Source organism: Actinomadura sp. 3N508, from assembly GCF_044326375.1.
Taxonomy (GTDB): Bacteria; Actinomycetota; Actinomycetes; order Streptosporangiales; family Streptosporangiaceae; genus Spirillospora.
Genome location: NZ_JBIRAX010000004.1, coordinates 693,215 through 711,112 on the forward strand (window position 1 = coordinate 693,215; position 17,898 = coordinate 711,112).

The 17,898-nt window shown below is 69.9% G+C and carries 14 protein-coding genes; 5 read left to right on the forward strand and 9 right to left on the reverse strand.

The window, feature by feature from the left end:
- Positions 1–33: 33 nt before the first annotated feature.
- A complete protein-coding gene (locus tag ACH34S_RS18710; RefSeq protein WP_395953936.1) occupies positions 34–1,473 on the reverse strand; it encodes a TerD family protein in 1,440 nt (479 codons plus the stop codon).
- 161 nt (positions 1,474–1,634) lie between these two features.
- A complete protein-coding gene (locus ACH34S_RS18715) occupies positions 1,635–2,684 on the reverse strand; it encodes a biotin/lipoate A/B protein ligase family protein (protein WP_395953937.1) in 1,050 nt (349 codons plus the stop codon).
- Positions 2,685–2,791: 107 nt separating this feature from the next.
- Between ACH34S_RS18715 and ACH34S_RS18720 the strand changes: the two genes are divergently transcribed.
- Positions 2,792–3,760 carry a pirin family protein gene (locus ACH34S_RS18720; RefSeq protein WP_395953938.1) on the forward strand — a complete coding sequence of 323 codons (969 nt, stop codon included), beginning with the start codon at positions 2,792–2,794 and terminating at the stop codon, positions 3,758–3,760.
- 56 nt (positions 3,761–3,816) lie between these two features.
- On the opposite strand, the gene ACH34S_RS18725 is transcribed toward ACH34S_RS18720, so the two are convergent.
- Positions 3,817–4,275, reverse strand: a complete 459-nt coding sequence (locus tag ACH34S_RS18725) for an OsmC family protein (RefSeq protein ID WP_395953939.1) — start codon at positions 4,273–4,275, stop codon at positions 3,817–3,819.
- Between the two features lie 209 nt (positions 4,276–4,484).
- On the opposite strand from ACH34S_RS18725, the gene ACH34S_RS18730 reads away from it, so the two are divergent.
- The gene (locus ACH34S_RS18730; RefSeq protein ID WP_395953940.1) at positions 4,485–5,207 is read left to right on the forward strand and encodes a DoxX family protein; all 723 of its coding nucleotides are present in this window, start codon (positions 4,485–4,487) and stop codon (positions 5,205–5,207) included.
- Between the two features lie 104 nt (positions 5,208–5,311).
- Here ACH34S_RS18730 and ACH34S_RS18735 read toward each other — a convergent pair whose 3' ends face one another.
- The 3 genes from ACH34S_RS18735 to ACH34S_RS18745 form a co-directional block, all read right to left on the reverse strand.
- A complete protein-coding gene (locus ACH34S_RS18735; RefSeq protein ID WP_395953941.1) occupies positions 5,312–8,131 on the reverse strand; it encodes a vitamin B12-dependent ribonucleotide reductase in 2,820 nt (939 codons plus the stop codon).
- A gap of 119 nt (positions 8,132–8,250) precedes the next feature.
- Positions 8,251–8,724 carry a transcriptional regulator NrdR gene (nrdR, locus tag ACH34S_RS18740; protein WP_132176574.1) on the reverse strand — a complete coding sequence of 158 codons (474 nt, stop codon included), beginning with the start codon at positions 8,722–8,724 and terminating at the stop codon, positions 8,251–8,253.
- A gap of 362 nt (positions 8,725–9,086) precedes the next feature.
- Positions 9,087–9,422, reverse strand: a complete 336-nt coding sequence (locus tag ACH34S_RS18745; RefSeq protein ID WP_395953942.1) for a LysM peptidoglycan-binding domain-containing protein — start codon at positions 9,420–9,422, stop codon at positions 9,087–9,089.
- A 174-nt stretch (positions 9,423–9,596) separates the two neighbouring features.
- Between ACH34S_RS18745 and lexA the strand changes: the two genes are divergently transcribed.
- Complete coding sequence (gene lexA, locus ACH34S_RS18750) at positions 9,597–10,298, forward strand: transcriptional repressor LexA (protein ID WP_395953943.1); 702 nt, start codon at positions 9,597–9,599, stop codon at positions 10,296–10,298.
- Between the two features lie 99 nt (positions 10,299–10,397).
- On the opposite strand, the gene leuS is transcribed toward lexA, so the two are convergent.
- Positions 10,398–12,866, reverse strand: coding sequence for a leucine--tRNA ligase (gene leuS / locus ACH34S_RS18755; RefSeq protein ID WP_395953944.1), 2,469 nt, complete (start codon positions 12,864–12,866; stop codon positions 10,398–10,400).
- Positions 12,867–13,222: 356 nt separating this feature from the next.
- Positions 13,223–13,837, reverse strand: a complete 615-nt coding sequence (locus ACH34S_RS18760) for a hypothetical protein (RefSeq protein WP_395953945.1) — start codon at positions 13,835–13,837, stop codon at positions 13,223–13,225.
- Between the two features lie 281 nt (positions 13,838–14,118).
- Here ACH34S_RS18760 and ACH34S_RS18765 point away from each other — a divergent pair, with 281 nt between their 5' ends.
- Positions 14,119–14,727, forward strand: coding sequence for a lytic polysaccharide monooxygenase (locus ACH34S_RS18765; RefSeq protein WP_395953946.1), 609 nt, complete (start codon positions 14,119–14,121; stop codon positions 14,725–14,727).
- A gap of 275 nt (positions 14,728–15,002) precedes the next feature.
- Positions 15,003–16,547 (forward strand): long-chain fatty acid--CoA ligase, encoded by a 1,545-nt coding sequence (locus tag ACH34S_RS18770; RefSeq protein WP_395953947.1) that lies wholly within the window; start codon positions 15,003–15,005, stop codon positions 16,545–16,547.
- A gap of 52 nt (positions 16,548–16,599) precedes the next feature.
- Here ACH34S_RS18770 and ACH34S_RS18775 read toward each other — a convergent pair whose 3' ends face one another.
- Positions 16,600–17,847 carry a cytochrome P450 gene (locus ACH34S_RS18775; protein WP_395953948.1) on the reverse strand — a complete coding sequence of 416 codons (1,248 nt, stop codon included), beginning with the start codon at positions 17,845–17,847 and terminating at the stop codon, positions 16,600–16,602.
- Between the last annotated feature and the right edge of the window lie 51 nt (positions 17,848–17,898).

A 17,898-nucleotide genomic window follows, 5' to 3' on the forward strand; every position in this document is an offset into this window, starting at 1 on the left:
CCCGTGCCAGCACACATGCGCCGATGGGCGCGTTCAGTCCTTGCCGCGTGAGGCGACCCACTCCAGATTCCAGTTGTAGGCCTGGTCGACCGACATCTTCCCCCAGCGCGGACGGCCGGGAGGCGGCAGGACGAACCGGCCCTCCCGCCGGACGACCAGTTCGCCGTTCACGTTCTCGATGAGTGCGAGGACCGCGTCGCGGGACGCGTCGACGCAGTCGTCCATCCGCATGTCGATCGGCGGCGCGCCGACCGGGAACAGCGTGGCGATCGCGTCCAGGCCGCGGAAGTCGTCGGCGCCGTCGTAGATCTCGGCGAACACCAGGATCCGCTTGAAGTCGGCGGTGTGGTCGAGGTTGATGTGAAGATTCTCACCCGCCTCGATCGCCCCGGTCCGGTCGTCCTTGTCGAGCTTGATGAACGGCGCGCGGTCCAGGGCGCCCATGTCGCCGAGCGCGTGGATGATCCCCTTGCGGCCGTCGCGGAGCTCCCAGAGGCAGCACAGGTCCAGGTCGAGGTCGACGCCGCGGCGGCGTTTGCCGAGCCGCCCCTTGGCGACGCCCGCCCGCGCCGTCCAGTTCAGGTTCACCCGCATGTGCCCGCCCGTCGCGCCGTGCTTGGTGAGCGACACCGACGGAGAGTTCTTGGTCAGCGAGATGGCGCCGCCACCAGGCCGAGGCTGCGCCTGCTGGGCCTGCGGCTGAGGCTGGGGCGGTGCCTGCTGCTGGGGCGGCGGAGGCGGCGCGTACTGGCCCCCAGGCGGAGGTGGCGGCGTGTACTGCCCGCCGGGCGGCGGTGGCGGCGCGTACTGGCCGCCGGGCGGAGGGGGCGGGGGCGGGGCGTACTGCCCGCCAGGGGGAGGCGGCGGCGCGGCCTGCGGCTGCGGAGGCGCGGGCGGAGCCGGCGGCGCGGGCGGGGCGGGGGGCGGCGGCGGGGCGGCGGCCTGAGCGGGTTCGTCCACCGAGATCCCGAAATCGGACGCGAGACCGGCGAGCCCCGTGTCGTACCCCTGGCCGACGGCGCGGAACTTCCACGAGCCCTGCCGCCGGTAAAGCTCACCCAGCACGAACGCCGTCTCCGTCGTGGCGCCCTCGCTGTCGAACCGCGCGACCTCCGTCCCGGCCGCCGCGTCGACCACGCGCACGTACAGGCCCTGGAACTTGCCGAAGGTGCCGCCGTCCGAGGACGCCGCGACGACGATCCGGTCGATGGCGGGCTCCACGCGGTCAAGGTCGATCGACAGGACGTCCAGCACGGTCGGCCCCTGCTGCTTCCCGTCGTGGCGGACCGCTCCGGACTGGTGCGCCGGCTGGTTGTAGAAGACGAAATCGTCGTCCGAACGCACCCGTCCCGTATCCGCCAGCAGGAGCGCGGACGCATCCGCGTCGGGCACGCCCGGCCCCCCTTGCCAGCCGAGCTCGACCCGGACCGAGGGAACCGGCACCGCGGTGTTGGCGCCCTTCTGCAACGACATGAACGCTCCTCATCATCGATCGATGTCATCAACCTACGGGCCGACGCACGGCCTCGCGACCTGCAATTGAGGGACGCACCGAATCGCCGGGGAGTTCCGGCCCGGCCACCGACCACCTTTCGGCACTCGATCGGCCAAGCGACTCAGGGCATGAGGGGCGGTCAGGGAACGCGGGCCGTCCACTCCGGCGTGCTGAACTTGTCCGTGACGTACTTGCGGGCGAGGCGCAGCTCGTCCTCGCTCACCTCGTCGCCGGCCAGGCCGTACCGGCCCCGGAAATGCCCGATCATGCGGTCGATGATCTCCTCCCGGGACAGCCCGGTCTGGCGGCGCAGCGGGTCGACGCGCTTGACCGCGCTGGCGATGCCCTTGTCGGAGATCTTCTCCCGGCCGATCCGCAGCACCCGCAGCATCTTCTCCGCGTCGATGTCGTAGGCCATGGTCACGTGGTGCAGCACCGCGCCGGCGGCGAGCCGCTTCTGCGCCGCACCCGCGATCTTGCCCTGGTCGGAGGCGATGTCGTTCAGCGGCTGGTACCACGCCCTGATCCCGAGCTCGCCGAGCGCGCCCAGCACCCAGTCGTCCAGGAACGCGTAGCTCTCCGCGAACGACATGCCCGCCACCAGCGTCTCCGGCGCGTACAGCGAGTAGGTGATCGTGTTGCCCGGCTCGATGAACATCGCGCCGCCGCCGCTGATGCGGCGGACCACCTCCACCCCGTGCCGCCCGGCCGCCTCGGCGTCGACCTCGTTGCGCAGCGACTGGAAGCTGCCGATGACCACCGCGGGCGACGCCCACTCCCAGACCCGCAGCGTCGGCGGACGCCGTCCCGCGCCGACCTCCTCGGCGAGGACCTGGTCGAGGGCCATGTGCAGGGCGGGGCCCTGCGGCGGCTCGTGGATCAGCCGCCAGTCGTGGTCCCGCCAGTCCGACGCACGCGCGACGGCCCGCCGCACCGCGATTCCCACCGCCTCCGCGGTGATTCCCAGCATCACCGTGCCCTGGGGCAGGCCCGCTTCCACGCGCGCGCCGATCGCCTTAGCGTCGAGCCCAGCGGGAAGGCCGTCCAGGACGGCGTTGATGTCCTCCAGTGCCCTGTCGGGTTCCATGAAGAAGTCGCCGCTGATTCTCGGGTTGCGCAACAGACCGTCCACGACGTCCACGTCGGCGACGACGAGCTTGCCACCCGGGACCTTGTACTCACCGTGCATCACATACAGTCGAACCCCGCCGTCCTACTGCGGATTCCGCCGATCGGCTTGGCGGACGGGACACCCGGGCATCGCTACGGGTGGCGGTCACGGGAAGGACGGTGCCGGTGAGCAATCTCGACGTCAGGCCGAAGCCGGTCGAATGCGGTGGACGCGACGACACGCCAGGCCGTCCCGTCCATGAACTGCTGCCCCCGCGGCGCGTGCCGCTCGGTGAGAGCACGGTCGTCCGGCGCCTTCTGCCCAGCCTGGGACGGCGGATGGTCGGCGCGTGGTGCTTCGTCGACCACTACGGCCCAGACGACATCACCGACGAGCCCGGCATGCAGGTACCGCCGCATCCGCACATCGGGCTGCAGACGGTGAGCTGGCTGCACGACGGCGAGGTCCTGCACCGCGACAGCCTGGGCAGCCTCCAGACCGTCCGTCCCAGGGAACTCGGGCTGATGACGGCGGGACGGGCCATCGCGCATTCGGAGGAGTCACCGCGCGACCATCCGGCCATCCTGCATGGGGCCCAGCTCTGGGTCGCGCTACCGGACGCCCACCGGCACACCGATCCCGCGTTCGAGCACCACGCCGACCTGCCCGTCGTGCAGTCGTCCGGGTTCGAAGCCACCGTCATCCTGGGAGAACTGGACGGAGCCGCCTCACCCGGCACGGCCTTCACCCCCATCATGGGCGCGGACATCACCGTGGCGGACGGCGCCGAAGCACGGCTGCCGGTCGAGCCCGACTTCGAGTACGCCGCGCTCACGATGGCGGGCGCGACGGAGATCGACGGATTGCGGGTCGAGCCGGGCTCGATGCTGTACCTCGGATGCGGTCGCCGCGAACTGACGCTCAGGGCGGCCGACGGCGGAAGCAAACTCGTTCTCCTGGGCGGCGAGCCGTTCGCGGAGAAACTCGTGATGTGGTGGAACTTCGTCGGCCGGACGGGCGACGAGATCGCCCGTGCGCGCGAGGACTGGACGACCGGCGACCGTTTCGGCGAGGTCCACGGCTACGACGGCCCGCCCATCCCGGCTCCCGCCCTGCCCACCCTGCCCCTGAAGCCCCGCGGCCGCACCCGCTGACGCCGCCGCCCGCGCCCGCGCCCGCCGACCGGATTCAGGCCGCCGACCGGCAGGTTCTAGAAACTCGGTTCGTGACGAACGGGGAAATTCACCGAGTTCGCGATGAAGCACAACTCGTTCGCCCGGTGATGCAATTCGGCGGCGCGGCCCGCCTGCCCGGGATCGGCGAGCGTCGCCCGTGGGCGGAGAACGACCTCCTCGAACCGTCCGCCGCCGTCCTGAGTCTCGGCCATCGTGCCGAGCGGGCTGTCCTCGTACGCGGTGACCACGATCTTCTCGACCGCGCACAAATGGAGGAACCACAGCATGTGGCATTCCGAGAGGGACGCGACGAGCAGTTCCTCCGGATTCCACCGGGCGGCGTCGCCGCGGAAACTCGGATCGGCGCTGCCCGCGATCGGCGGCTTGCCGTCCGCCCGCACCTCGTGGGCCCGCTCGTAGGCACGGTAGGAACTCGTCCCCGTCCCGGTATTACCAGTCCAGGTAACCGACACCTCGTACTGGTGTTTCTTCACGCGGCTCAATCCCCTCTCAGGCGGCAGGCGGCTAACACCAAGGTAACGACGCTCGCGGCGACCACCGTCCTCGTGGCCACGACCGAACGCTGAGGCGGCGCCCAGAGACGCGTGGCACCCGCTCTCACCTGCGCTGGTCGCCGAATCCGCACGAAGGCCGTCATACTCTCCGATCGAACCGGGCCTCACCGCACCCAAGGAGCGACGGCATGCGTTCTCGACCGCTTTACGACGTCGTGGCGGCCCTCGCGCGGCTCGGCGTGGGCCTCGTGTTCATCGCGCACGGCTGGCAGAAGATCGAGGCGGGCATCACCGCCACCGGCCGCACGTTCGACGACCTCGGCGTCCCGCTCCCGACGGCCGCCGCCGTCTACGCCGCCTTCGCCGAGCTCCTGGGCGGCGCCGCGCTGATCGCCGGGGTCGCCCTGCCGGTCACCGGCCTGGTGCTGTTCTTGGACATGGCCGGCGCGTTCCTGTTCGTCCATGCGGACCGGGGCCTGTTCCTGGTGGACGGCACGAGGGTCGGGAACGGCTACGAACTCGTCCTCGTCCTCGGGCTGGCGAGCCTGCTGTTCGCCGCGGGCGCCGGCGGGCGGCTGACCCTCGACCAGTGGATCGCGACGAAGCGGCTACACCGCACCGATGACGACGAGGACGACGCGGCGAGCTTCGTGAAGTCGCTCCGCCAGGCCGAGACCCAGGCCGAGACCGAAACCCAGCCCGGCACGAAGCCACGGAAGCACCGGGCCCGGCGATCGGCGAAGAAATCGGAGCCCGCCGAGCCCGCCGAACCGCCCGCGGCCACCGACGACTCCGGGGACGCCCTGCTCGTGGCCGGCCCCCGCAAAGCGGCCCGCCGCCACCGCGCCCGCGGCGCCCGGCACGCCGAGACCACACCGGCCCCCGCCGACGAGACCAACGAAACCACCTGACGAACACGACGCCACCTGACGAACACGAACGAATCCCCCGCCCGCCGGGTGCGCGGCGAGCGGGGGATCGGTTCGACAAGGGCGTCGGGCCGCCCAGGGCCGGGCTAACTGCAGCCGCTGGTGGAGCCGCAGCCCTCGCAGACGTAGCAGCTGCCCGCCGGGCGCATCTTCGTCCCGCAGGTGAGGCACAGCGGCGCGTCCGCCGTCCGGCCCTGGCGGGACTCGATGACCTCCATGGACGAGCGCGCCTCACCCGCCGGCGCCGACGCCGCGGGCGCGGGCCGGGCGATCGCGGCGGACTGGGCCAGGGACTCGTGGTCGACCTCGTCCTCGGAGTGCAGGGCGGCGGGGTCCTCCCCGTTGGCCTGCATGGCCCGCTCCCCCGCCGTCAGGATGCCGAGCTCCGCCCGCTCCTCGTAGGGCAGGTGGTCCAGCGCCAGGCGGCGGAAGATGTAATCCATCACCGAGGTCGCCATGCGGATGTCGGGGTCGTCGGTCATCCCGGCGGGCTCGAAGCGCATGTTGGTGAACTTCTCCACCCACGTCTCCAGCGGGACGCCGTACTGCAGGCTGATGGAGATCGCCATGGAGAAGGCGTCCATCACGCCGGCGAGCGTCGAGCCCTGCTTGCCGAGCTTGAGGAACACCTCGCCGACGCCGTCGTCCGGGTAGGACGAGGCGGTCATGTACCCCTCGGCGCCCGCGACGGAGAACCGCGTGACGGTCGCGGGCCGCTGCTTCGGCAGCCGCCGCCGGACCGGAGGCGTCGGCCCCGCGGCCCCGGCCACGGCCTCCTTGGCCTCCTCCTTCTTCCCGGCCGCCGACAGCGGCTGGCCGACCTTGCAGTTGTCGCGGTAGATCGCCAGGGCCTTCAGGCCGAGCCGCCACCCCTCGAAGTACACCTTCTCGATGTCCTCGATCGTGGCCTGCTCCGGCATGTTCACGGTCTTGGAGATCGCGCCCGACAGGAACGGCTGGACGGCCGCCATCATCCGGACGTGCCCCATCGGGCTGATCGCCCGCTCGCCCATCGCGCAGTCGAACACCTCGTAGTGCTCGGTGCGCAGGCCGGGGGCGTCCACGACGTGGCCGTGCTCGGCGATGTACTCGACGATCGCCTCGATCTGCTCCTGCTGGTAGCCGAGCTTCTCCAGCGCGCGCGGCACCGTCTGGTTGACGATCTGCATGGACCCGCCGCCGACGAGCTTCTTGAACTTCATCAGCGCGAGGTCCGGCTCGATGCCGGTGGTGTCGCAGTCCATCATCAGCCCGATGGTCCCGGTGGGGGCGAGCAGCGAGGACTGGGCGTTGCGGTAGCCGTTCTTCTCGCCGATCTTCAGGCACTCCTGCCACTGCTTGGCGGCGGCGGCGTGGATCTCCTTGTCGATCGCGTCCAGCGTGCGGATGCCGTCGTTGGCGGCGGCGTGCTTGCGCATGACGCGCTTGTGCCCCTCGGCGTTGCGCGCGTAGCCCGCGTACGGGCCGACGACGCCCGCCATCTCCGCGGACCGGCGGTAGGCGACGCCCGTCATCAGCGACGTGATCGCGGCGGCGAGCGACCGGCCGCCCTCGGAGTCGTAGGCGTGCCCGGACGCCATCAGCAGCGCGCCGAGGTTGGCGTAGCCGATGCCGAGCTGCCGGTAGTCGCGGGTCGTCTCCGCGATCTTCTCGGTCGGGAAGTCGGCGAAGGTGATCGACACGTCCATCGCTGTGATGATCAGCTCGGTGAGCTTGACGAACCGCTGGACGTCGAACGTCCCCGCCTCGTTGAGGAACTTCAGCAGGTTGATGCTGGCGAGGTTGCAGGACGAGTTGTCCAGGCTCATGTACTCGCTGCACGGGTTGGACGCGGTGATACGGCCGGTCTCGGGGTTGGTGTGCCAGTCGTTGATCGTGTCGTCGTACTGGATGCCGGGGTCGGCGCACTCCCACGCGGCCTTCGCCATCAGCCGGAACAGGTCCTTGGCCTTGACGGTGTCGACGATCTCGCCGGTCATCCGGGCGCGCAGGCCGAACTCGCCGTCCGACTCGACGGCGTGCATGAACTCGTCGGAGACGCGGACGGAGTTGTTGGCGTTCTGGTACTGGACGCTGCCGATGTCCTTGCCGCCGAGGTCCATGTCGAACCCGGCGTCGCGGAGCGCGCGGATCTTGACCTCCTCGCGCGCCTTGGTCTCGATGAACTCCCCGATGTCGGGGTGGTCGACGTCCAGCACGACCATCTTCGCGGCGCGGCGCGTCGCGCCGCCCGACTTGATCGTCCCAGCGGACGCGTCGGCGCCGCGCATGAAGGAGACGGGGCCGCTGGCCGTGCCGCCGGACGACAGCAGTTCCTTGCTGGAGCGGATGCGCGACAGGTTCAGGCCGGCGCCGGAGCCGCCCTTGAAGATGACGCCCTCTTCCTTGTACCAGTCGAGGATCGACTCCATCGTGTCGTCCACCGACAGGATGAAACACGCCGAGACCTGCTGTGGAGACTTGGTGCCGACGTTGAACCAGACCGGGGAGTTGAAGCTGAAGAGCTGGTGGACGAGCGCGTACTTCAGCTCGTGGTCGAAGATCTCCGCGTCCTGCTCGGTGGCGAAATAGCCCTCCTTGAGGGCCGTGTCCGTGTACATGCGGACGACGCGGTCGACCAGCTGCTTCAGGCTCCATTCGCGCTGCGGCGTGCCGACGGCGCCGCGGAAGTACTTGGACGTGACGATGTTGACGGCGTTCAGCGACCAGAAGTCGGGGAACTCGACGCCGCGCTGCTCGAAGTTGACCGAGCCGTCGCGCCAGTTGGTCATGACGACGTCACGACGTTCCCAGCGCAGCTCATCGTATGGATGCACGCCGGGCGTGGTGAAAATGCGCTCGACCTTCAGCCCTTTGCGGCTCCCCTTGCCGCGCCGCGCCGCCGAGCCGCTCACCGTCTCCGTCATGACCTTCCCCCTCTCGGGCCCACCCGCCGGGCCCTGTTCAGGAACAACCCGCCACCGCACGAGGCCATGCCTCGCGCGGAGACGCTCTTACATGTGCTGATGTTTTTCCGGAGCCCGCCTTACCGCGACGGGCCCGACTCCCCCGAGAAGCCGGCCTTCCGCAGTGTTTCGATCTCCTTGGCGAAGTCGTCCAGCGACTCGAAGCTCCGGTAGACCGAGGCGAATCGCAGATAGGCGACCTCATCGAGCTCGCCGAGCGGCCCCAGGATCGCGAGGCCGATCTCGTGCGAGGGGATTTCCGCGGAGCCGGAGGATCTGATCTCCTCTTCGACCCGCTGCCCCAGCTTTGCGAGCGCATCCTCGTCGACCGGACGGCCCTGGCAGGCCCTGCGCACTCCGGCGATGATCTTTTCGCGGGAGAACGGCTCGGTGACGCCGCTGCGCTTGGCCACCATGACGAGCACATTCTCCTGCGTCGTGAATCGCCGGCCGCATTCGGCGCACGAGCGGCGGCGCCGAATAGCGCCCCCGTCGTCGGTCGACCGGCTGTCGATCACTTTGGTGTCAGGGTTGCGGCAGAACGGGCAGTGCACGTTGATCCCCTCCCCTGACAATAACGCTTCACACCGGCGTGCACTTCCATATATGGGTTAAGTACATCGGTGTGACTACTAGATGTTGTGGTCAACGGTACGACTCGGCGCAGGCGTACGCAACCTGATCTCACGCCACATGGATCACATCCGCCGCGTAGGACCAGGTCAGGTCGGTCCGCCGTGATTTCCGCCCGGGCGTGTCGTCACCCGGGGTCGCGGCCGGTGACAGAACGTCAGATCGACCCCCAAATCGGGCGCCCGCCGCGCCGAGCCGGTGCGACCGGACGGACACTCCTACGCCCGACGGTCATGCGGCCGAGCCAGGGGCCAGGCGCGTCGCGCGCGGGCCCGCGGTGGATTCAGGGAGCGGGAAGGCGAAGTTCTTGGCCCGGCTGGACGGTGGGGTCACCGCCCAGACCGTTGAGGTCGATGATGCGCTGGACGACGACGCGCGGATCACTCCCCGGATCGGCGTCAGCCGCGATGTTCCAAAGGGTGTCGCCCCGCTCGACGACGACGGTTCTGGCGGGCTTGGACGGGCCGGTGCCGGTTTCGCCGCCACCGGCCAGAGCACCGGACCCCACGGTCAGCCATAGCCCGATGAGCGTGACGGTCGCGGCGAACAGGACCAGAACGGCACGTCCGCGGCGGGTCAGGCGGATCGGGACACGGTCACTCTGGGGTGAACCCGACATCTCTCCCCTCCTTGACGTCGAATGCATTTTCGATCGAACGCCTGTACGATGTTCTACCAGGAGGCGCCGACAAAAAGCGAGCACCACTTCGAACAATTGTTTGATCATTGGGCTCCGACGCGATAGGTTCCATGACAAGGAGTGACCGATCGAGGCGCCGGGAGGCGACGAGCGATGAGCAAGGTCCGGGAGCTGCCAGACGGCCCCATGGACGAGTCGGGGCTGACGCAACGGCAGCGCATGGTGCTGGAGGTGATCCGCGACTCGGTCCAGCGCCGTGGGTATCCGCCCTCGATGCGCGAGATCGGCGAGGCCGTGGGCCTGACCAGCACCTCCAGCGTGTCGCACCAGCTCCGGGCGCTGCAGCGCAAGGGTTTCCTGCGCCGCGACCCCAACCGGCCGCGCGCGGTCGAGGTGCGGGTCCCCGGCGCCACGCCCGTGCGGACGGACGAGGAGGCCTACGAGGCGGCCGGAGGGCAGCCCTCATCGGCGCAGCCCGCGCCCGCCTACGTGCCGCTGGTCGGGCGGATCGCCGCCGGTGGGCCGATCCTCGCCGAGGAGGCCGTGGAAGACGTGTTCACCCTGCCGAAGCAGCTCGTCGGCGAGGGCACGCACTTCCTGCTGAAGGTCACCGGCGACTCGATGATCGACGCCGCGATCGCGGACGGTGACTGGGTCGTCGTCCGGCAGCAGCCGGTGGCCGAGCAGGGCGACATCGTGGCCGCCATGATCGACAACGAGGCGACGGTGAAGACGTTCAAGCGCCGGGAGGACGGCCACATCTGGCTGATGCCGCAGAACCCCGCGTACGAGCCGATCCCGGGCGACGAGGCGACGGTCCTCGGCCGCGTCGTCGCCGTCCTCCGCAAGATGTGATCCGCGCGCGGCCCCGCACCCCGGGGCCGCGCGCAGCAGAAGCCCGGTCGCAGGCGCGTCCGCCAGGCCCGGTGGTCTGCGGGCCCGGCGGACGGATGCTCAGCGCTTCGGGACGATGTTGACGATCTTCGGCGCGCGCACGATGATCTTGGCGATCTCGGCGCCGGCCAGCGCGTCCTGGATCTTCGTGGACGCCAGCGCCAGCCGCTCCAGATCGGCCTCGGCGATCCCCGGCGCCACCTCCAGGCGGTCGCGGACCTTGCCGGCGACCTGGACGACGCACGTCACCGACTCCTCCACCAGCAGCGCCGGGTCGGCGGACGGCCAGCCCGCCCGGATGACCGGCGCGGTCCGTCCCAGCAGCTCCCACGCCTCGTCGGCGGTGTAGGGCGCGAACAGCGACAGCAGCACCGCCATGGCCTCGGCGGCCTCGCGGACGGCGGGGTCGGCGGCGCCCGGACCCGAGTCGATGGCCTTGCGGGTCGCGGTGACCAGCTCCATGACCCGCGCGATCGCCACGTTGAACCGCTGCGTCTCGACCAGCGTGGTGGCCTCGTGGACCGTCCGTGCGGTGACGCGGCGCAGGGCCGGGTCGCCCGCGGTGACGTCCACGCCCGGCGCGGACGTGACCTCGGCGGCGATGCGGTGCACGCGGGCCAGGAACTTCGACATGCCGCGCGGGGACACGTCCGCCCAGTCGATGTCGTCCTCCGGCGGCCCGGAGAACAGCACCGCCAGCCGGACGACGTCCACCCCGAACTCGGCGATCTGCTCGCCCAGGTCGACGCCGTTGCCCAGCGTCTTCGACATCGCCTTGCCCTGGTTGATCACCTGGCCCTGGTTCAGCAGCCGCCGGAACGGCTCGGTGAACTCGACCATGCCCATGTCGTGCAGCACCTTGGTGAAGAACCGGCTGTACAGCAGGTGCAGGATGGCGTGCTCGACGCCGCCGGTGTACTGGTCGACCGGCATCCACCGGCGGACCTGCTCGACGTCGAACGGGCCGTCCTCGTAGCCGGGCGAGCAGTAGCGGAAGAAGTACCAGGACGAGTCGACGAACGTGTCCATGGTGTCGGTGTCACGCTTGGCGGGGCCGCCGCACTTGGGGCACTCGACGTTGACCCAGTCGGACGCGGTGGCCAGCGGCGACGTGCCCTTCGGGGCCAGGTCGGCGCCGCGCAGGCCCTCGGGCAGCGTCACCGGCAGCTGGTCGTCCGGGACGGGCACCTCGCCGCACGCCTCGCAGTGGATGATCGGGATCGGGCAGCCCCAGAACCGCTGCCGGGACACCAGCCAGTCGCGCAGCCGGAAGTTCACCGCCGCGCGGCCCGTGCCGCGCTCCTCCAGGATCTCGACGATGCGGGCGATCGCGTCGGTCTTCGTCAGCCCGTCGATCGGGCCGGAGTTGACGATCTCGCCGTCGCCGGGCGTGGCGATACCGGTCTCGGCCGGGTCGGGCAGGCCGGTCCGGACGACGACGCGGACGGGCAGGCCGAACTTCAGCGCGAAGTCCAGGTCGCGCTGGTCGTGCGCCGGGACGGCCATGATCGCGCCGTGGCCGTATTCGGCCAGCACGTAGTCGGAGGCCCAGATCGGCAGCCGCTCACCGTTGACCGGGTTGATCGCGTAGCGGCCCAGGAAGACGCCGGTCTTCTCCCGCTCGGTGGACAGCCGCTCGATCTCGCTCTCCCGGGAGACCTCCTCGCGGTAGGCCTCGAACGCGGCCCGCTGGTCGGGCGCGCAGATCTCCTCGGCCAGCGCGGCGTCGGCGGCGACGACCATGAACGTCGCACCGAACAGGGTGTCGGGACGGGTGGTGTAGACGGCGACGGGCTCGTCCCGTCCCTCGATGGCGAAGTCGACGTCGGCGCCGGTGGAGCGGCCGATCCAGTTGCGCTGCATCAGCAGGACGCGCTCGGGCCACTTGCCCTCCAGCTGCTCCATGTCGTCCAGCAGCCGGTCCGCGTAGTCGGTGATCTTGAAGTACCACTGGGTCAGGACGCGCTTTTCGACCAGCGTCCCGCAGCGCTCGCAGTGCCCGCCGACGACCTGCTCGTTGGCCAGGACGGTCTGGTCCTTCGGGCACCAGTTGACGTGGCCGCCCTTGCGGTAGGCCAGGCCCCGGTCGTAGAAGCGCAGGAACAACCACTGCGTCCACCGGTAGTACTCGGGGTCGGAGGTGTGCAGCCGCCGCGACCAGTCGAACGAGGGGGCGTAGCGCTGGAACGACGACGCCTGCGTGTCGATGTTGGCGTAGGTCCATTCGGCGGGGTGCGAGTCGCGCTTGATGGCGGCGTTCTCGGCGGGCAGGCCGAAGGAGTCCCAGCCGATGGGGTGCAGGACGTTGAAGCCGCGCTGGAACCAGTACCGCGCGGGGACGTCCCCGATGGCGAACGCCTCCGCGTGGCCCATGTGCAGGTCGCCGCTGGGGTAGGGGAACATGTCCAGCGCGTAGCGGCGCTCGTCGGCGGTGTTCTTCTCGTCGGCCGCGAACGGTTCGAGCTCCGCCCAGCGGGCCTGCCACTTGTCCTGAACCGCCCGTGGGTCAAAGTGCTCGTCGCTGCTCACGCTTCCGGACTCCGGTTTCTTGCTCGATTCGCTGGCTGCAGATGGTCGTGGGCTGTGCTCTGACATGAAACGACCCCTCGCGCAGGAGGGGCCACCACGTTGACGTCAGTCCGTCAACGTGGTCGTTCAAGAAGCAGCCGTGCCGACATACATCAAAGGGTAGCGCAACCGCAAGCCCGCCCGCGGGCATTACCGGCAGGGGCCGCGGCACGCGAGTGATCATGCCCCGCCCGGCGGGACGGCGGGGGCCGCGAGGCTGGGATGCCCCGGCCTGGGCGCCGGGAGTCCGAAGTGCTGGGACGCCGCGAGCTGCGGGGCAGGGAGGCCGCGCAGCCGGGAGGCTCCGAAGCTTCCGGTCAGTGGCCGGACTCCTGGCGCGCGAGGGAGATGACGCCGGTCACCTGGACGCGGGTGAGCTGGAGGTCGGCGCCGACGGCGGACAGGGTCTCCTCCTCGGAGACGCTGAGCGGGCCGTCCACCAGCGCGATCTCGGCGGCGGCGCGCAGGATGCTCTCGCGCGCCTCGGGCGCGAGCGCCGAGGCGGCGTGGCCCATCTCGACGCGGACCTCCTCGAACGGGCGGCCGAGGTCGGCGTTCAGCGCGGCCTCCTCGTAGGCGGGCTCCCCGGCCTGCCGGACGACGGCGACGGCACGCGAGCGGGCGGCCGCGTGGGTGTAGTCGCCCGAGCGCAGGACCTGGGCGATCGCCATGCGCAGGAGCATCGCCGGCATCTGGGCGAGCTGCGCGGTGGTCGGCACGTCGAGGACGGCCGGGTTCCAGCGCCCGTGGCAGGTGTCGCACTCGATGAACTCGCCGCCCGCCTTCGTCAGCGGGATGACGGGGATGAAGAAGAGGGTGAAGAAGTTGCGGCCCTGCCGGCGCCGGTAGTCGCGGTCGCCGCCACAGCCGGGACAGTGGAAGATTCCCCTGGTCAGGGTGAAGAACACCACCCGCCAGCCGAAGATGATCAAGATCGCCCGCCTTTCTCGGTGAAGCCGCACATCGTAACGGCGCCGGGCCCGCGATGTGGGAAGACTTCAGAGCGTTCCGAAAGGCGGTCGGGACCGTGAAAATTCGGGGGGTTGACGCGGCGGGCGTCCATCCATCATCCTCAATCTAATAGGAAGGTTTCCTATAAGAACACCTTCCGTCTCCCACCGTAACACCGTCCGTCAGTCCGCCCACCCCCATCCGTCCACTCGTGGCTACCGCTCCGATCAAGGTCGCCTCCACCCCCGCCAGGAGACCGAGTATGCCCGCCAAGTTCCGACCTCCCCGAAAACGGACGCTCGCCCTCGCGGCCGTGGCGTCCGCCGGGCTCACCGTGCTGACCGCCGCACCGGCGTCGTCCCACGGCTACACCACCTCCCCCACCAGCCGCGCACTGTTCTGCCAGCAGGGTGCCGCCAAGAACTGCGGCCAGATCCAGTGGGAGCCGATGAGCGTCGAGGGCCCCAAGGGGTTCCCCGCCCGCGGCCCCCAGGACGGCACGATCTGCGCCGGAGGTGTCGGCCGCTTCAGCGAGCTGGACCAGCCGCGCGGCGGCCAATGGCCCGCCAACAAGCTCACGAGCGGCCAGTCGTTCACCTTCACCTGGCGCCACAGCGTCCCCCACGCCACCACCTCGTGGCACTACTACATCACCAAGGACGGCTGGGACCCCACGCAGCCGCTCACCCGCGCCGCCCTGGAGCCCGAGCCGCTCGCGAACGTCAGCGGCGGCGGCCGGCGCCCGCCGAGCACCGTCTCCCACCAGGCCGTGCTGCCCGCCAAGCAGGGCCGGCACCTGATCCTGGCCGTCTGGGACATCGCCGACACCGGCAACGCCTTCTACCAGTGCTCGGACGTGGACTTCGGCTAACAGACCACCCTCCGCGGGCCGCGTCGCTCTCCGTCGCCCGCACCTGAGGGACCGGGCGGGACCGCGCTCCCGCCCGGTCCCTCCTTCTTTTTCTCCCCGGGCCCTTCCCGCTTCTCCGCCCCTCCCCCGCCGGCCGCCTTTCTTTCCCGGCTCTTCTCGCATTTCCCCAGCGCAGGGGATGGCGCGGGCGGACGCCGATGCAGCAGGATGTGCGAAACGGTTTGTACACTCACCGGTAACTAACCGGCCGGTCACCATTCCGCGCGAGGAGTGCCATGCTCAACCTGTCCGTGCTGCTGGAGGACGCCGCCAGGGAGACGCCCGATCGCGACGCGGTCGTGTTCGGCGACATCCGGCTCTCCTACTCGTTCATCGACTCGGTCGCGAACCAGGTCGCGAACCTGCTGCGGTCGTGCGGCATCCGGCCGGGCGACAAGGTGGCCCTGTCCTGCCCGAACCTCCCGTACTTCCCGATGGTGTACTTCGGGGCGCTCAAGGCCGGCGCGGTGGTCGTCCCGCTGAACGTCCTGCTCAAGCCGCGCGAGATCGCCTACCACCTGGACGACTCCGACGCGAAGGCGCTGTTCTGCTTCGAGGGGACGCCGGAGCTGCCGCTCGGCCAGATGGGGCACGCCGGGTTCGAGCAGGCGCCGAACTGCGAGCACCTCTTCCTGCTGCCGGCGAGCCTGGCGGCGACGGAGTCGCCCATCGAGGGGGCGGAACTCTTCTGGGCGGCGCTCGCCGGGCAGCCGAACACGTTCGAGACCGAGCAGACCGAGCCGAACGACACCGCCGTCATCATCTACACCAGCGGGACCACCGGCCGGCCGAAGGGCGCCGAGCTCACGCACAGCAACCTGCTGGCGAACGCCATGGTGGACGACACGCTGTTCTACCGGACACTGCACGACACGTCCCTCGTGACGCTGCCGCTGTTCCACATCTTCGGGCAGACGTGCGTGATGAACGTCGGGCTCTACCGCCGCGCGACGCTCGTCATGCAGGCCAGGTTCGACGCCAAGCAGGCCGTCGAGCTGATGGTCAAGGAGAAGGTGAACATCTTCGCGGGCGTCCCGACGATGTACTGGGGGCTGCTGACCGACGACACCTCCGAGGAGGACATCGCGACGATCCGGGAGAACCTGCGGGTCGCGGTGTCGGGCGGCTCGGCGCTGCCCATGGAGGTCCTCAAGGGGATCAAGCAGAAGTTCGACGTGGACATCCTGGAGGGGTACGGCCTGTCGGAGACGTCGCCGGTGGCCTCGTTCAACCGGCCGGACCGTCCGACCAAGCCCGGCTCGATCGGCCTGCCCGTGTGGGGCGTGGAGATGAAGCTGATCGACGACGAGTGGAAGGAGATCGAGGGCGAGGGGCCCGGGGAGATCGCCATCCGCGGGCACAACATCATGAAGGGCTACTACGGCCGCCCGGACGCGACCGAGGCCGCGATCCAGGACGGCTGGTTCCGCACCGGCGATGTGGCCCGCCGCGACGACGAGGGCTACTACTACATCATCGACCGCTCCAAGGACATGATCATCCGCGGTGGGTACAACGTGTACCCGCGGGAGATCGAAGAGATCCTGATGACGCACCCGGACGTGTCGCTCGCGGCGGTGGTGGGCGTCCAGCACCCGTCGCACGGTGAGGAGATCAAGGCGTACGTGATCCGGAAGCCGGACGCCGCCGTCACCGAGGACGAGCTGGTCGAGTGGGGCAAGGAGCAGTTCGCCGCCTACAAGTACCCGCGGATCGTGGAGTTCCGGGACGAGCTGCCGATGACCGCCACCGGCAAGATCCTCAAGCGCGAGCTGCGCTGACCCGCCTCCGCCTGGCCGGGCGGCGCCGCCGCCGCCCGGCCCCGCCGACCGGTCAGAGCGTGTAGGGCAAGTGCTTGATGCCGTTGATGAAGTGCGACTCCAGGTAGTCGGGCTCGCCGGACGCGCGGATGCCGGGAGCCCGGCGCAGCAGCTCGCGGAACAGCACCGTGATCTCACGCCTGGCCAGGTGCGCGCCGAGGCAGAAATGCGGCCCGGGTCCGCCGAACCCGACGTGCGGGTTCGGGTCGCGGAGGATGTCGAACTTCTCGGGCTCGGTGAACACGGACTCGTCGCGGTTGGCCGACCAGTAGTACAGGAGCAGCTTGTCGCCCTCCTTGATCTCGTGCTCGTTGAGCATGGTGTCGCGGGTGGCGGTGCGCCGCATCCAGATGACGGGCGAGACGTACCGGACGATCTCCTCGACCGCGCCGGGGATGCCGGCCTCGAAGTCTTCGGTGAGCAGGGCCCGCTGTGCGGGGTCGCGGGTGAACAGGTCGAGGGCGTGCGCGATCGCGTTGCGGGTGGTCTCGTTGCCGGCGACGACCAGCAGGATGAAGAACGAGCCGAGCTCCTGGTCGGTCAGCGACTCGCCGTCGATGTTGGCGTTGACGAGCGCCGAGACCAGATCGTCGGCCGGGTCCTTGCGGCGCTGCCGTCCGAGCTCCTCGACCAGGTTCTTGAGGGTCTCGCCCGCGTGGAGCAGCGCCATCGCGATCTCTTCCGGGTCCTCGGACGGGAGGTACTCGGTGTCGTTGCCAGCGAGGACGACGTTGGTGGCGTCGAAGACCGTCCCGTAGTGCTCCTCGGCGATGCCCATCATGTCGCAGATGATCTTCAGCGGCAGCCGGGCGGCGATGTCGGCGACGAAGTCACCGGTGCCGCCGCCGGCCGTCACGTTCTCGACGATCTGGGCGGCGACGGCCTCGACCTGGTCCTCGAACCGCTGGATCATGCGCGGGGAGAACGCCCGGGACACGATCCGCCTGATCTTGGCGTGCCGGGGATCGTCCATGCTGATCATCGAGCCGAAGTACTCGTGCAGGTCGCCGGGCATGTCCCAGATGCTGGTGGCGCCCTTGCCGGAGCAGAAGTCCTCCGGCCGCCGGGACGCCTCGACGAGGTCGGCGTACCGGGTCACGGCGTAGTAGCCGGGACCCTGCGGCACGAAGACGACGTCGGGTTCCTCGAACCGCACTAACTCGGGCTGCCGGCGCAGGGTCTTGAACGCCTCGCGCCGGTGCTCGTGCGGACGCCGCCAGAACTCCCAGTCGGTCAGGTCGATGTCGTTGACCCTGAGCACCTGCCCACCACCTCGTCACTTCCGATTTCGGCTCGGTTACGGGCAGCCTCT

Excerpts from the sequence above, each read along its gene's own strand:
- ACH34S_RS18710 (WP_395953936.1), bottom strand. The coding sequence starts at position 1,473 with ATGTCGTTGCAGAAGGGCGCCAACACCGCGGTGCCGGTTCCCTCGGTC.
- ACH34S_RS18715 (WP_395953937.1), bottom strand. The coding sequence starts at position 2,684 with ATGCACGGTGAGTACAAGGTCCCGGGTGGCAAGCTCGTCGTCGCCGAC.
- ACH34S_RS18730 (WP_395953940.1), top strand. The coding sequence starts at position 4,485 with ATGCGTTCTCGACCGCTTTACGACGTCGTGGCGGCCCTCGCGCGGCTC.
- ACH34S_RS18735 (WP_395953941.1), bottom strand. The coding sequence starts at position 8,131 with ATGACGGAGACGGTGAGCGGCTCGGCGGCGCGGCGCGGCAAGGGGAGC.
- ACH34S_RS18745 (WP_395953942.1), bottom strand. The coding sequence starts at position 9,422 with ATGTCGGGTTCACCCCAGAGTGACCGTGTCCCGATCCGCCTGACCCGC.
- lexA (WP_395953943.1), top strand. The coding sequence starts at position 9,597 with ATGAGCAAGGTCCGGGAGCTGCCAGACGGCCCCATGGACGAGTCGGGG.
- ACH34S_RS18765 (WP_395953946.1), top strand. The coding sequence starts at position 14,119 with ATGCCCGCCAAGTTCCGACCTCCCCGAAAACGGACGCTCGCCCTCGCG.
- ACH34S_RS18770 (WP_395953947.1), top strand. The coding sequence starts at position 15,003 with ATGCTCAACCTGTCCGTGCTGCTGGAGGACGCCGCCAGGGAGACGCCC.